This is a genomic window from Bradyrhizobium sp. 1, assembly GCF_023073315.1.
GTDB lineage: Bacteria > Pseudomonadota > Alphaproteobacteria > Rhizobiales > Xanthobacteraceae > Bradyrhizobium.
In genome coordinates this window covers 37,971-52,665 of sequence record NZ_JADPJH010000004.1, presented here as the reverse complement: position 1 = coordinate 52,665, position 14,695 = coordinate 37,971, and the positions used below count along the sequence as shown (strand labels likewise).

Sequence of the window (14,695 nt, the reverse complement as noted above, 5' to 3'; positions counted from 1 at the left end):
GCCTAAGGCCGCCAACGACCAATTCTTGCTCAGCCTCGACGGGCAAAACACGCCACATGCAGGTCAAGCGACCGGTCCGCAAATATTCTGATTGACCGAATTCGTCTCTTCGGTTAAACCGCATAACATCCCAGCCCGCCAAAAGGGGCGTTCGCGATCGTCACGATACGCAGGCCGGGAGGCGATGGACGCGGTAGCGCCGGCGCGTGACGGGATGGCAGGGCGGGTAGTCCCCGTGAGCCATTGCGATCCGCGGATCGACACGGCGCGGTCACAGCATTTCTTTTCGGCTTCGGGGGCGAGCACGCGCGAGCTTCCGAATGTCCGGGGAGGGACGTCCGCGGACGGCAAAAGCGTGTGGTCCTGACGCCCGGGGTCTGTGCGTCAAGGCTTGCGGTGGTGTGAGCTGCCCGACCGGGTGCGCGCATCGATCATCCGCAAGGCGACGGGGGCAATAGTGCATCGCTCCCCGGGGAGAGCGCGCCATAAGCCGTAAAACCATTGCGCAGGGAAGGCCGGGATGTCCCGGCATCACCTGTGGTCACCCCGCGTGCGTCTCTCGTATGCGGACCCTGGGTGCCAGCCGGCGCCCGGCCTTCCCTGCGCCCTTTGTTCTCGATGAGGGCGAAACGGACAGCAAAGCTCGGGCGCCCGCGCCGCGAGACCGCGGACGTGTGTGCGCGCCGCTCTGTGAAAGCCATCCTGCCGCGCCGCGATCAAGTTCATCTTGCACTGCGGCAGAAAAATATCGCACACTCGGCTGAGCCGGGCAGCCAAGCGAGCTCGAACCAGGGGAGCGAGCCAATGTCCCTCCAGACGTTACCATCCGACGCCGCAGATCAACGCCCCAACCGCCCGGAAGACGTCCAGGCGCTGGAAGCGGACGTGCGGCTGCGGGATGACATCCGCCTGCTCGGACGCATCCTGGGCGACACGGTGCGCGACCAGGAGGGCGCCGAATTGTTCGACCTGGTCGAGCGTATCCGGCAGACCTCGATCCGGTTCCACCGCGACGAGGACCGGCTCGCCCGCCGCGAGCTCGAGCAGATCCTCGACGGCATGTCGACCTCGGAGACAGTGCGGATCGTCCGCGCCTTCAGCTATTTCTCCCACCTCGCCAATATCGCCGAGGACCAGAACAACATCCGCCAGATGCGCGCCCGCAGTGCCACCAACGGCGCAGGCGTGCTCGCGGAGACGCTGGCCCATGCCAAGGCGGCGGGCATCGATGCCGACGCGTTGCGCAGCTTCTTCAAGAGCGCACTCGTCAGCCCGGTTCTGACCGCGCACCCGACCGAAGTCCGTCGCAAGAGCACCATGGACCGCGAGATGGAGGTCGCCAGCCTGCTCGACCGCCGCGAACGCGTCGCCCTGACCGCGGACGAAGCCGCCGCCAGCGACGAGCAGCTCCGCCGCGAGGTGCTGACGCTGTGGCAGACCAATCTCTTGCGCCGAACCAAGCTCACTGTGCTCGACGAGGTCGCCAACGGCCTGTCGTTCTACGATTACACCTTCCTGCGCGAAGTGCCGCGGCTGGTCAACGTGCTGGAAGACCGGCTGGAGGAGGACGGCGAAGCGGCGGCCAGCGAGCTTGCCTCGTTCCTGCGCATGGGAAGCTGGATCGGCGGCGACCGCGACGGCAATCCCTTCGTCACCGCCGACGTCATGCGCGGTACGCTGCGGCTGCAGTCGAGCCGGGTGATGCAATTCTATCTGAACGAGCTGCACGTGCTCGGCTCGGAGCTGTCGATCGCGGCACATCTCGCCGACATATCCGAGGAGCTGCGCACGCTGGCGGAACGCTCGCCTGATACGTCGCCGCACCGCAGCGGCGAACCTTATCGCCTTGCGGTCTCCGGCATCTATGCGCGCCTGACGGCGACGGCCGAAATGCTCCAGGTCGAGATCACGCGCCGGCCGGTCGGCAAGGGGCGGCCTTACGAGAGCGTCAAGGAGTTGCAGGCCGACCTCGACGTGCTGCATCGCTCGCTGATCTCCAACAACGCCCGCGTCATCGCCCGCGGCCGGCTGCGGCTGCTGCGCCGCGCGGTGGACTGCTTCGGCTTCCACCTGGCGCGGCTCGACATCCGCCAGAATTCGGCGGTGCACGAACGCACCATCGCCGAACTGATGGACGCCGCCAATCCCGGCATGTCCTATCTCGCGCTCGGCGAGGATGCCCGCATCTCGCTGCTCACCAACGAACTGCGCAGCATCCGCTCGCTGGTGTCGCCATTCGTCAAGTACAGCGACGAGACCATGGGCGAGCTCAACGTCTTCCATGCCGCGGCAGAAGCGCATGCGAAGTTCGGCTCGGACGCCATTCCCCAATGCATCATCTCGATGTGCAAGGGCATGTCGGACATGCTCGAGGTCGCGGTGCTGCTCAAGGAAGTCGGCCTCGTCCATCCCTCCGGACGCAGCGCGATCAACGTCGTGCCGCTGTTCGAGACCATCGAGGATTTGCAGGCGTCATCCGGCATCATGGATCGCATGTTGTCGCTGCACGACTACCGCCGCCTGGTCGACAGCCGCGGCAGCGTGCAGGAGGTCATGCTCGGTTATTCCGATAGCAACAAGGATGGCGGCTTCGTCACCTCGGGCTGGGAGCTCTACAAGGCCGAGATCGGCCTCGTCGACGTGTTCGAGCGTCACGGCGTGCGGCTGCGCCTGTTCCACGGCCGCGGCGGTTCGGTCGGCCGCGGCGGCGGGCCCAGCTATGACGCCATCATCGCCCAGCCCGGCGGCGCCGTGAACGGCCAGATCCGCATCACCGAGCAGGGCGAGATCATCTCGTCGAAATATTCCAACGCCGAAGTCGGCCGCAGCAATCTTGAGATACTGGCGGCCGCGACGCTCGAGGCGAGCCTGCTGCATCCGCGCCAGAGCGCGCCGCGCGGCGAATATCTGACCGCGATGGACGAGCTGTCGAACCTCGCCTTCAAGGCTTATCGCGGCCTCGTCTACGAGACAGACGGTTTCGTCGATTACTTCTGGGCCTCGACCGTGATCAACGAGATCGCGACGCTGAACATCGGCAGCCGACCTGCTTCGCGCAAGAAGACCCGCGCGATCGAGGATCTGCGCGCCATCCCCTGGGTGTTCTCCTGGGCGCAATGCCGCCTGATGCTACCGGGCTGGTACGGCTTCGGCAGCGCGGTCGAGCAGTGGATTGCGGAGCATCCCGACAAGGGCATGCCGTTCCTGAAAGAGCTCTACAAGGAATGGCCGTTCTTCCGCATGCTCTTGTCGAACATGGACATGGTGCTGGCGAAAAGCTCGATCGCGATCGCCTCGCGCTACGCCGAACTGGTGCCGGACGAAGCCTTGCGTGAAAAGATCTTCGGCCGCATCCGCCGCGAATGGCATTCCTGTATCGAAACACTGCTCGACATCATGGGGCAGGATCGGCTGCTGCAAGGCAACCCGCTGCTGGAGCGCTCGGTGCGCCACCGCTTCCCCTATCTCGACCCGCTCAACCACGTGCAGGTTGAGTTGCTCAAGGAGCACCGCGCGCAGAACCCGGACGAGCAGGTGCTGCGCGGGATTCAGCTCACGATCAACGGCATCTCGGCGGGGCTGAGAAATACGGGGTAGGAAGCGAATAGCGAAATGGCGAGTAGCGAATGGAGTCTACTCGCCATTCGCCACTCACCATTCGCGTCACTCAACAGAAATGCGCGCCCTGCGTCTCCACATAGACCGCATACAGCGACTGGCTCGCGGTCATGAACAGCCGGTTGCGCTTCCTGCCGCCGAAGCAGAGATTGGCGCAGGTCTCCGGCAGCAGGATCTGTCCGATCCGCGCGCCGTCGGCTCCCGAAAACACCTGCACGCCGTCATAGCCCGGACCAACCCAGCCGGCGCCGACCCAGATATTGCCCTCGGTGTCGACGCGCAGGCCATCGGGGAAGCCGGACTTGCCGTCGAGCTTCATGTCGATCAGCCGCTTCGGGTTGGAGAGCTTCGGCCCGTCGATGTCATAGGACCACACCACGTTCTCCGCTTGCGGATAATGCGTGATGCCGGTGTCGCAGACATAGAGCTTCTTATAGTCATGCGAGAACGCGATGCCGTTCGGCTTGAACGGTTCGTCCGCGACCTTCGCAACCTGTCCGGTCTGCGTGTCGAGACGATAGACCGCTTCCTTCTGGTAGGGCTGCAGCGAGCCGGTGTTGGCGAGCTTGCCCTCGTAGATGCTGATTGCGCCGTAGCCGGGATCGGTGAACCAGATCGCCCTGTCGTTGGGATGCACGACCATGTCGTTGGGACCGTTGAGCGGCTTGCCATTGGCCTGCTCGGCCAGCGTCGTCACCGAGCCGTCGTGCTCGTAGCGGACCAGGCGGGTGCGCTCGGCGGTGATCTGGCGGCCCTCGGTGTCGAACGAATTGCCGTTGGCCTCGTTCGACGGCTTGTGGAACTGCTCGGAGATGTGGCCGTCGTCGTCGAGATAGCGCAGCTGCCGGTTGGCCGGGATGTCGCTCCAGACCAGATATTGTCCCTGCGCATTCCACGCCGGTCCCTCCGCCCACAGACAGCCGGTGTAAAGCCGCTTGATCGCGGTGTTGCCGACCTTGGCCTTGAAGCGCTTGGGGTCGATGACAACGATGTCGGGATCGGGATAGCGCTGCGGCTCGGCATTGGCGCCGAAGTCGCGGGCGTCGGCGTTTGAAGCGAGCAGGGCCGTTGCAGCCATGCTGGCGGCGCCCTTGAGCAGCGTGCGGCGGCCGAGGCCGCCAGTTGCGGTGGTGTCGTCGGAGTTGGTCAGTATTCTTGTCATGGTTTCCTCCCAAGATTTTTGTTGGGAAGACACCATTCGCCCGCATTCGGGCATAAAGCAGAGCGATCTCTGGGCGAGGCAACCAGAGATCGCAGAGCTGGGATGCCGGAAATGCGGCTGGACTTAATCCCTACACGGGATCCCAGGGGAAGATGTCGGCGGAACGGTCGAGCTTGTAGAACGAGCCCTTCAGCGCCGGCATGCCGTGTTCCGCGATTGTCTGCGGCGTCCAGCCTTCGCTCCGGTGCACGGAGCGCAATGGACGGTTCTGGCTGAACAGGAACAACTCGTTCATGCGCGCGCCAAAGATCTGACCGCTGACCTCCTTGGCGGCATCGGACAGCAGATAGGCGCAGATCGGCGCGATCTTCTCGGGCCCCATCTGCTTAATCTTCTCGACGCGCGCCTTCTCGGCCTCGGTCTCGGTCGGGATCGTGCCGATCATGCGGGTCCAGGCGAACGGCGAGACGCAATTGGAGCGGACGTTGAAGCGGCCCATGTCGAGTGCGATCGACTTCGACAGCCCGATGATGCCGAGCTTGGCGGCGGCGTAGTTGGCCTGGCCAAAATTGCCGATCAGGCCGGAGGTCGAGGTGAAGTGCACGAAGGAGCCGGACTCCTGCTCGCGGAAGATGCGCGCCGCGGCGTGGCTGACGTAGAACGAGCCCATCAAATGAACCTTGATGACGGCCTCGAACGCTTCCACGCTCATCTTGTGGAAGATCATGTCGCGCAAGATGCCGGCATTGTTGACGACGCCGTCGAGCCGGCCGAAATGATCGGTCGCGGTCTTGACGATCTTGCTGGCGGGGACGGCTTCGGCCACGGACTCGAAATTGGGGACCGCGATGCCGCCGCGCTTCTTGATCTCGTCGACCACCTCCTCGGCGGGAGAAGCGCTCGAACCGGCGCCGTCGGCGGCGCTGCCGGGGTCGTTGACCACGACCTTGGCGCCCTCGGCTGCGCACAGCAGCGCGATCTCCCGCCCGATGCCGCGGCCTGCGCCGGTGACGATGACGACCTTGTCTTGCAGTGATTTTGTCATGTGGGTTACCTCTCGTTCGTAAACACGATCGTGCCTGACGCTGCAAACATGCCGCCGACGCCGTGGCACACTGAAATCTTCGCGCCAGCCACCTGCGCCGGCGCGATGCCGCGCATCTGGCGCACACTTTCCTGGAGCGCGTACATGCCGTACATGCCCGAATGCATGTAGCTCAATCCGCCGCCATTGGTGTTGAGCGGCAGCTTCCCGCCCGGACGCGTATTGCCGTCCGCGATGAATTGGCCGGTCTCCTCATGTGGCATGAAGCCGAGGTCGCCGAGACCGAACAGCGGCAGATGCGCAAACGCGTCGTAGATCATCAAATGATCAACGTCCTTGTGCGCGATGCCGGCTTCCTTGAAAGCGAGGGGACCAGCGGTCTTGAACGCGCGCGAGGAGTTGAAAGTCTCCATCTGGCTGACCATCGGTGTTTCCACGCTCTCGCCGGTGCCCATGATGTAGACGGGTTTTCGCGGGAAATCCTTGGCACGGTCGGCAGAAGTCAGGATCAGCGCGCCGCCGCCGTCGGTGACGAGGCAGCATTGCAAGAGGCGGAACGGATAGGCGATCATGCGCGAATTGAGGACATCGGCGACCGTGATCGGGTCCTTCATCATCGCCCGCGGATTCTTCGCGGCCCATTCCCGTTGCACCACCGCGACCGAGGCGAGCTGCTCATGCGTGATGCCATAGGTCTTCATGAAGCGCAGCACGGGGATCGGGAACATGCTGGGCGGGCCGTAGACGCCGTAGGGCGCCTCGAACTGGCCGTTGAGGCTGTCCGGCGCCGTCGAACGCGGCGCCTTGCCGATCATCGACTTGCCGCTTTCGGCATGCGTGATCAGAACGGTCTTGCAGAGACCCGCCTCGATCGCCGCCGCCGCATGGCGGACGTGCAGCATGAACGAGCAGCCACCGACCGAAGTGCCGTCCACCCAGGTGGGCTTGATGCCGAGATAGTGGCAGACCTGCTGCGGCGTTTCGACCGCGGTCGCGAAGCCGTCGATGTCGGACAGTTTCAGCCCGGCATCCGCGATGGCGTTAAGCGCCGCATCCGCGTGAAGCTGGAGCTGCGACACATTGGGGATGACACCGAGCTCGGTGGTCTCGGCCGCGCCGACGACGGCAACCTGGTTGCTGCGCATGGTCTATCCCTTCGCCGGGCGAAACACGGGGAGGGTGATCTTGTCGTCGAGTGCCTCGAAGGCGACCTCGAGCTTCATGTCGAGCTCGAGCGCCTCCGGGGTCTGCGGGCAGTCGATGATGTTGCTCATCATCCGCGGCCCCTCGGCGAGCTCGACCACGGCGATCGCGTAAGGCGGCGTGAAGCCGGGCGCGGCGGGACGCTGGTTGATCACATAGCTGTAGAGAAAACCCTTGCCGCTCGCCTTGAAGATGCTGACCTTGCGCGAGGCGCAGGACGGGCAGAACGGGCGCGGCGGGAAATAGACATGCGCGCAGGCGTCGCAGCGTTGCAGGCGCAATTCGCCCGCTTTCGCGCCGTCCCAGAAATGCTGGGTTTCCGGCGTCGGTTTCGGTCGCGCGCGCTGCGGTTCGGCCATTCGGCTGGTCCTCCCGGGGAATATCCTAAAGGCACAGGCCTTGCCCGCCTGTTTCAATCTTGATGCGACAATCGACCATGGCGCGTCAACGGTCCAGCAACGCGCATGCATGCCATCATGCGCACAATGCTTGTGTCGAAGTGAGGCAGCGCTATACATTGCACGCAAATATTCCGTGAGACAGACATGCCCGATTTTCCGACACTGGCGAAGCTCGCCGAAGACCTCGAAAGCGGCCGCACCACCTCCCGAAAACTGGTGGAGGCCTGCATCGCCAGGATCGCCGATCCCGCCGGCGAGGGCCAGCGCACCTTCATCCATGTCGACAAGGACGCCGCACTCGCGGCCGCGGATGCGATGGACGGCTTGCGCAAGGCCAACGCCGCGCCGTCGCGCTATGCCGGTATCCCGGTCTCGATCAAGGATCTGTTCGACATCAAGGGCCAGGTGACGCGCGCGGGCTCGCGCGCGCTCGATGATTCTCCGCCGGCCGAGCAGGACGCGGCGACGGTGGCGCGGCTGCGCAAGGCCGGCTTCGTCGTGATTGGCCGCACCAACATGACCGAGTTCGCCTATTCCGGCATCGGCATCAACCCGCATTACGGCACGCCGAAGGGCGCCTGGAACCGGGCTGTGGGTCATGTGCCCGGCGGCTCGTCCTCGGGCGCGGCGGTGTCCGTGCTCGACGGCATGGCGCATGGTGCGCTCGGCACCGACACCGGCGGCTCCTGCCGAATTCCGGCCGCCTATAACGGCATCGTCGGCTACAAGCCGACGCAGCGCCGCGTGCCACTCGACGGCGCGGTGCCGCTGTCGTTCTCGCTCGACAGCATCGGGCCGCTGGCGCGATCGGTCAGCTGCTGTGCCATTCTCGATGCCGTGCTCGCGAACGAGCCGGTCGTTCCGCTGAGGCCGCGCCCCGTGAAGGGCATGCGGCTGGCGGTGCCGACCACGATCGCGCTCGACGATCTCGACGCAGAGGTTTCCGAGACTTTCGAACGCGCGTTGAAATCACTCGCCGATCACGGCGCCATCATCGAGCGCATCGAGATGGCCGAATTCCACGACATCGGGCCGATGAACGCCAAGGGCGGCTTTGCCGCGTCCGAAAGCTATGCCTGGCATCGCTATCTCATCACGTCAAAGGGCGACGTCTACGATCCCCGCGTTTCCGTGCGCATCCTGCGCGGCGAGGCGCAGAGCGCGGCCGATTACATCGATCTCCTCAATGAGCGCCGCTCGCTGATCGCCCGCGTCAATGCGCGCATTGCGCCCTATGATGCGCTAGTGCTGCCGACCACCGCCAACACACCGCCGAAGATTTCAGATTTGGCCGACGACAAGGCGTTCACCAGGGAAAATCTGCGCGTGCTGCGCAATTGCACCCTGATCAACATGATCGACGGCTGCGCCATCTCGCTGCCCGCACATCGCGAGGGCGACATTCCCGTGGGCCTGATGCTTGCAGGGGCGGGCGGCTCGGATCGCCGTATTTTTGAACTTGCTGCCGGCATGGAGGCCGTAATTCGTGTTTGACCTGACTTTCACCGTCGACGCACAGGACACTACCACGCCGCTGACATTGGCGATCGACCAGATGGTCATCGCCGGCTGGACCGGCCGCGATCCCATCGCGCGCGACAAGCATATCGCCGAGTTGCAAGAGATGGGCATCGCCCCGCCGGCTTCGACACCGATCTATTACCGCGCCTCGGCGCGGCGGCTGACTCAGGAAGACAGCATCGAGTGCACCGGCGGCGATTCCTCCGGCGAGGTCGAGTTCGTGCTGATCGGCTGGCAGGGCCGCATCTTCGTCGGCTGTGGTTCCGACCACACCGACCGCAAGGTCGAGGCCTACAACGTCACGGTCTCCAAGCAGATGTGCGACAAGCCGATTGCCTCCACGCTCTGGGAGCTCGAAGACGTCATCGGGCATTGGGACAAGATGATTTTGCGCTCCTGGGCCACGATCAACGGCAAGCGCGTGCTCTACCAGGAGGGCACGCTCGACGCGATGCTGCCGGTCGCAGACCTTATCAAGCGCGGCTTCGACGGCAACAAGTTCCCCGACGGCTGCGCCATGTTCGGCGGCACTTTTGCAGCCAAGGGCGGCATCCGCCCCGCCGACCGCTTCGAGTTCGAGCTTGAAGATCCCGTTTTGAAGCGCACCATCAAGCATGGATATGCCGTGACGACGCTGCCTGTGCTGGGCTGAGGCCCTTCCGCCGTCATTGCGAGGAGCCCTTGCGACGAAGCAATCCAGACCGGTTCCGCGGAAGGATTCTGGATTGCTTCGCTGCTCTCGCAATGACGGGGAGACAGTTGTCGGAAATCGGGTGGCAGAGGGCGAGGCGGTCTTGCGAAAGTCATGGCCATGACAGCAACAGCACGAAAATCAGCCCCGCCCGCCGCCGATCTCGCCGCCCACGTCGACACCCTCGACTGGCCGCAGATCACCAGCGAACTCGACACCCAGGGCTGCGCCGTCCTCAAGGGCCTGCTGACGCCGGACCAGTGCCGCGCCGTCACCACCCTCTATCCCGACGACACGCACTTCCGCAGCCGCATCGTCATGAGCCGCCACGGCTTCGGCCGCGGCGAGTATAAATATTTCTCCTACCCGCTGCCTGATCTCATCGCGCAGCTACGCCCGGCGCTCTACGTCCACTTGCAGGCCGTCGCCAATCGCTGGAACGATTCGATGGGGATCGACATCCGCTATCCCCAAGGGCATGCGGCCTTCCTCAAGCGCTGCCACGAGGCCGGACAGAACCGGCCGACGCCGCTGCTGCTGCAGTATCAGGCGGGCGACTTCAACTGCCTGCATCAGGACCTCTATGGCGAGCACGTGTTCCCGCTGCAGGTCGCGATCCTGCTGTCCGAGCCCGGCCGCGATTTCACCGGCGGCGAATTCGTGCTGACCGAGCAGCGCCCGCGCATGCAGTCTCGTGCCGAGGTGGTTCCGCTGGCGCAAGGTGACGCGGTCGCCTTTGCCGTGCATCATCGCCCGGTGCAGGGGACACGCGGCACCTACCGCGTTAATCTGCGCCATGGCGTCAGCCGGATTCGCTCCGGTCAGCGCCATACCCTGGGTGCGATCTTCCATGATGCCAAATGAGCATTGCGATTGACGTCTGACTTGTTCGACAGCGTTGCCGAGGCGCAGCCATCGCGCGAGGAGATCGCCGACGGTGCTGTGTTGCTGCGCGGGTTCGTCAAGCCGATCGAGAGCGAGCTGATCGAAGCGGTACGCGCCATCGTGGCGCAGTCGCCGTTCCGCCGCATGACGACGCCGGGCGGCCATCAGATGTCGGTGGCGATGACCAATTGCGGCGAGCGCGGCTGGATCACCGATCACACCGGCTATCGCTACGACCCGATCGATCCGCGGACCGAGGCGCCGTGGCCCGCGATACCGCCGGTGTTTTGCGATCTCGCCCGCCGCGCGGCCGAGCAGGGCGGTTTCACGGGTTTTGCACCCGATGCCTGCCTCGTCAATCGCTACGAGCCCGGCACGCGGCTATCGCTGCACCAGGACAAGGACGAGCTGGACTATTCGGCGCCGATCGTCTCGGTCTCGCTCGGCCTGCCCGCGACCTTCCTGTTTGGCGGCCTAGCGCGCGCCGACAAGCCGCGCCGGTTCCGGCTCGTGCATGGCGATGTCGTGGTCTGGGGCGGGCCCAGCAGGCTCGCCTATCACGGCGTCGCGCTGCTCGCCGACGGCGAGCATGCGCTGCTCGGGCGCAAGCGGATCAATCTGACGTTCCGCAGGACGCGTTGAAGCTTACGGCTTCGCCGGATGAATGAACGCCCAGGGGCTGACTTCGGAGTCCCGCGTCACTTCCACCGAGATCAGATACGGCCCGCCATGCGCGAGTGCCTTCTCCATCGCGGTCTTGAACTGATCCGGCGCGGTGACGCGCGCAGCCGCCACGCCAAAGGACTCCGCCAGCTTGACGAAATCCGGGTTGACGAGATCCGAGGCCACCACGCGGCCGTCGAAACGTTCGCGCTGGTCGCGGCGGACATTGCCATAGGCGTTGTTGTTGAACACCAGCGTCACCACGCCGATGTTGAACTGCACCGCGGTGGCAAGCTCCTGGACGCCGAACATGAAGCCGCCGTCGCCGGTGATCGCAACCACCGGCTTGTCGGGATTGGCGACCTTGGCGCCCAACGCGGTCGGAAAGCCTGAGCCGAGCGTACCCTGATAGCCCGAGGTGATGAAGGTGCGCGGCTCGTAGATCGGGAAGCCGTACCAGGAGGCGAAGCCGAACTGCGACAATTCATCCGTGACGATCGCGTTCGCCGGCAGCACCTCGCGCAAAATGTTGAGATACGCCATCTGCGGCTGGATGCGCTGGATCTCCTGTTGTGCCGTCGCGGTCGCCTCGCGGATCGCGGCACGGCGGCCGGCGGTCTTGCTGTAGCCGGCCTTGCCGATGGCCGCAGTGAGGTCGGCCGTCGCGGTCCTGGCGTCGGCGACGATGGCGGTGTCGGAAATGAAACGCCGCATCTCGACGGGATCGATGTCAATGCGGATGCTCTTCAGGCCGTCGGGGCGGAACGGCCAGCGCGACATGATCGGCAGTTCCAGCCGCGTGCCGATGCCGACCATGAGATCGGTCTTGGGCCATAGCTTGTAGGCGGCCGCCATGGTCAGGCCGAGCTCATGCGCATTCGAGACGATGCCGCGGCCGCTGCGGAAGGCGACGACGGGCGCATCGATCATTTCGGCAAGCTCGAGGATTTCCTCGCGCGCCTCGATCGCGCCGCTGCCGACGAAGATCATCGGCGCCTTGCTGTTCTTGATGAGGGCTGCCGCCTGCTTGATCATGTCGGGGTCAGGCAGCGGCGCGGGCAGCGGCTCCAGCACCTGTGCGGCACGAGTGTCGGCGCGCTGAGTAAAAATGTCCCAGGGCATTTCGACCGAGGCGGGGCCGCGCCGTCCCGATGTCATCTCCTGGAAGGCGCGCGCCACAGTGGTGGGCGCATTGCCGGGATGTTCGATGCGGTCGGCCCATTTCACATAGGTGCGCAAGGTCGCGAGCTGGTCCGGCATCTCGTGCAGATGGCCGCGGCCCTTGCCCAGAAATTGCGTCGGCACCTGGCCGGTGACGCACAGCACCGGTTCGTTGCAGCCGTAAGCGGTGAGCAGCGCCGCGCTGGCGTTGAGCACGCCGGGGCCGGGCACCACGCTGAACACGCCGGGCTTGCCGCTGGAGCGCGCATAGCCGAACGCCATGTAGCCGCAGGCCTGCTCGTGCCGCGCGCCGATCACCTTGAGCTGGGCTTGATGGAACGCGTCGAACAGGCCGTAGACCTGCGCGCCGGGCAGACCGAACACGGTGTCGACGCCGTGGGCGACAAGCCCGCTTACGATCGCTTCGCCGCCGGTAAGGGTGGTCATTGCATTATTCCACTTCAATCACTGTTCTAGGCTTCGTCGACCACGCCGTTGCGCAACGAGCCGATGCCCTCGGCCGCGACCTCGATGACGTCGCCAGGCTTCAGATAGCGCGGCGGATCGAACCGCGCGCCGGCGCCGGTCGGCGTGCCCGTCACGATGATGTCACCGGGAACCAGCGTTGCAAAGGTCGAGATATAGCTGATGAGATAGCGGAACGGAAACATCAGCCGGCTGGTGCGGTCGTCCTGCCGCAGTTCGCCGTTGACATGCGTGGTGAGCCTGATGTCGGCGATCTGCGCTTCTTTCGTGTACGGGACGAGCCACGGCCCAAGGCTGCCGCTGGAATCAAAATTCTTGCCCTGGGTGACGTTGAATTTGGCGTGTCGCAGCCAGTCGCGCACCGAGCCTTCATTGCAGAGCGTCAGCGCGGTGACGTGGTCGAGCGCGGCGCTTTCCGCAATGTGCCGGCCTTGCTTGCCGATCACCAGCACGATCTCGCCTTCGTAGTCGAGCTGCGCGGATGCGCGCGGGCGCACCAGCGGCGTGTCGTGGCCGACGAAGGAGCGCGGCGAACGCATGAACATGCTCGGATACTTTGGCGCGTCCTGGCCGTCCTTGTACTCGGCATTGCGGTCGGGATAGTTGACGCCGATGCAGATGATCTTTTCCGGCGCGGGCACCGGGGGCAGCCAGGTGATGTCACTAAGTGCGTGATCAGGCTTGCGGCCGGCGGCTTCCTCGGCAAGGTTCGCGAGCTTCCCGGCCGCGATCACCTCGCGCAGCGTCGGATAGTCTTTTGCGTACCGCGCGGAGAGATCGACGATGCCGCCCTCCAGGACGGCGCCGTAGCTGATGTCACCCTTGATGGAATAAGTGGCGAGGCGAGGGAGCTTCATCGTTTAATCCGCCACCAGCACGTCGGCCACGAACTTTGGTTCACGCACGGCCTGACCTGAGAACGATGAGCCTTGCTCGAACCACGAGCGCGGGGCAGGCGCGCCCCACAGCGTCTGTCGGCGCGGATCGCGTAGCGACCAGCGCAGCGGCTCGTGGTCGTGATCGCCCGTAAAGTAGTCGCTGGTGTAGAGCTCGAGGCGGTGTCCGTCAGGGTCGCGCACGTAGAGAAAGAACGCATTCGAGATGCCGTGGCGTCCCGGGCCGCGCTCGATGTTCTTCACAAAACCTTGCGAGGCCATGACGTCGCAGAGATGGATGATGTTCATCGCTGTCGGCGTCCAATAGGCGAAGTGATGCAGCCGCGGGCCCTTACCGTTGGTGATGGCGAAATCGTGGACATTGCCCTTGCGATGCATCCAGGCGGCTGCGATGCGGCCGTTCGGTCCGTCTTCCTCGGCGTATTCGGTGAGGCGGAAGCCGAGCCGCGCATAGAACTCGACGGTGTCCTGCACCTCGGCGGCGAAGACATTGAAGTGGTCGAGCCGCTGCGGGTGGCATCCCCGGTAGAGGTCATAACGACGAAGCAGATGCGGCCGGCGGTCCATCGCCGCATAGAGCTCGATCTGGAAGCCGAAGGGATCGGTGAACTGGAGCGTGCGGCCCTGGAAGGGCTGGTCGACGAAGGCGTAGCCGAGGCCGTTCTCGGAGAGAAATTTTGCGGCCTTGTCGAGATCGCCGTCATTGCCGACCTTGAAGCCGAGCCTGTTACAGGCGGGCGCTGCTGCTTTCCTCAGTACCAGCGAGTGATGCTGGTGCTCCTCGGCAGCGCGCAGGTATACGACATTGTCGTCGGCATCCTCGACATGCAGGCCGATCGTCGTCTCGTAGAATTCGCGGCTCAGTTTCAAATCGGTCACGTCGAGCACGACGTGGCTGGAGCGGACGATGTTGAACGGCGGCTCGAAGATGTGTTGCGGTACGGGCATTGCGTTTCCCCTCGG

12 protein-coding genes are annotated in these 14,695 nt (G+C 64.7%); 5 read left to right on the top strand and 7 right to left on the bottom strand.

Annotation, left to right across the window (positions count from 1 at the left end; translation table 11 throughout):
- Window positions 1-804: 804 nt before the first annotated feature.
- Window positions 805-3,597: a phosphoenolpyruvate carboxylase gene (gene ppc, locus IVB29_RS02560; RefSeq protein ID WP_247501827.1), complete on the top strand. Its 2,793-nt coding sequence runs from the start codon at window positions 805-807 to the stop codon at window positions 3,595-3,597.
- A gap of 70 nt (window positions 3,598-3,667) precedes the next feature.
- On the opposite strand, the gene IVB29_RS02555 is transcribed toward ppc, so the two are convergent.
- The 4 genes from IVB29_RS02555 to IVB29_RS02540 all read right to left on the bottom strand — a co-directional run bounded on the left by IVB29_RS02555 (window position 3,668) and on the right by IVB29_RS02540 (window position 7,387).
- Entirely contained in the window at window positions 3,668-4,780 is a 1,113-nt protein-coding gene (locus IVB29_RS02555) for an SMP-30/gluconolactonase/LRE family protein (protein ID WP_247501826.1), read from the bottom strand.
- Window positions 4,781-4,910: 130 nt separating this feature from the next.
- A complete protein-coding gene (locus IVB29_RS02550) occupies window positions 4,911-5,825 on the bottom strand; it encodes an SDR family oxidoreductase (protein ID WP_247501825.1) in 915 nt (304 codons plus the stop codon).
- Window positions 5,826-5,830: 5 nt separating this feature from the next.
- Window positions 5,831-6,970, bottom strand: coding sequence for a thiolase (locus IVB29_RS02545; protein ID WP_247501824.1), 1,140 nt, complete (start codon window positions 6,968-6,970; stop codon window positions 5,831-5,833).
- Between the two features lie 3 nt (window positions 6,971-6,973).
- Window positions 6,974-7,387, bottom strand: a complete 414-nt coding sequence (locus tag IVB29_RS02540; RefSeq protein WP_247501823.1) for an OB-fold domain-containing protein — start codon at window positions 7,385-7,387, stop codon at window positions 6,974-6,976.
- Window positions 7,388-7,573: 186 nt separating this feature from the next.
- Between IVB29_RS02540 and IVB29_RS02535 the strand changes: the two genes are divergently transcribed.
- The 4 genes from IVB29_RS02535 (at window position 7,574) to alkB (ending at window position 11,168) form a co-directional block, all read left to right on the top strand.
- Window positions 7,574-8,923, top strand: coding sequence for an amidase (locus IVB29_RS02535; RefSeq protein ID WP_247501822.1), 1,350 nt, complete (start codon window positions 7,574-7,576; stop codon window positions 8,921-8,923).
- Entirely contained in the window at window positions 8,916-9,602 is a 687-nt protein-coding gene (locus IVB29_RS02530) for a DUF2848 domain-containing protein (RefSeq protein ID WP_247501821.1), read from the top strand. The genes IVB29_RS02535 and IVB29_RS02530 overlap by 8 nt, the downstream gene beginning before the upstream one ends.
- 159 nt (window positions 9,603-9,761) lie before the next feature.
- A complete protein-coding gene (locus IVB29_RS02525) occupies window positions 9,762-10,505 on the top strand; it encodes a 2OG-Fe(II) oxygenase (RefSeq protein ID WP_247501820.1) in 744 nt (247 codons plus the stop codon).
- A gap of 9 nt (window positions 10,506-10,514) precedes the next feature.
- Window positions 10,515-11,168, top strand: coding sequence for a DNA oxidative demethylase AlkB (gene alkB, locus IVB29_RS02520; RefSeq protein WP_247501819.1), 654 nt, complete (start codon window positions 10,515-10,517; stop codon window positions 11,166-11,168).
- A gap of 3 nt (window positions 11,169-11,171) precedes the next feature.
- Here alkB and IVB29_RS02515 read toward each other — a convergent pair whose 3' ends face one another.
- Genes IVB29_RS02515 through hpaD form a run of 3 tightly spaced genes read right to left on the bottom strand, consistent with a single transcriptional unit; the run spans window position 11,172 to window position 14,680 of the window.
- The gene (locus IVB29_RS02515; RefSeq protein WP_247501818.1) at window positions 11,172-12,797 is read right to left on the bottom strand and encodes a thiamine pyrophosphate-dependent enzyme; all 1,626 of its coding nucleotides are present in this window, start codon (window positions 12,795-12,797) and stop codon (window positions 11,172-11,174) included.
- 26 nt (window positions 12,798-12,823) lie between these two features.
- Complete coding sequence (locus tag IVB29_RS02510; protein WP_247501817.1) at window positions 12,824-13,693, bottom strand: fumarylacetoacetate hydrolase family protein; 870 nt, start codon at window positions 13,691-13,693, stop codon at window positions 12,824-12,826.
- Between the two features lie 3 nt (window positions 13,694-13,696).
- The gene (gene hpaD, locus IVB29_RS02505) at window positions 13,697-14,680 is read right to left on the bottom strand and encodes a 3,4-dihydroxyphenylacetate 2,3-dioxygenase (RefSeq protein WP_247501816.1); all 984 of its coding nucleotides are present in this window, start codon (window positions 14,678-14,680) and stop codon (window positions 13,697-13,699) included.
- Between the last annotated feature and the right edge of the window lie 15 nt (window positions 14,681-14,695).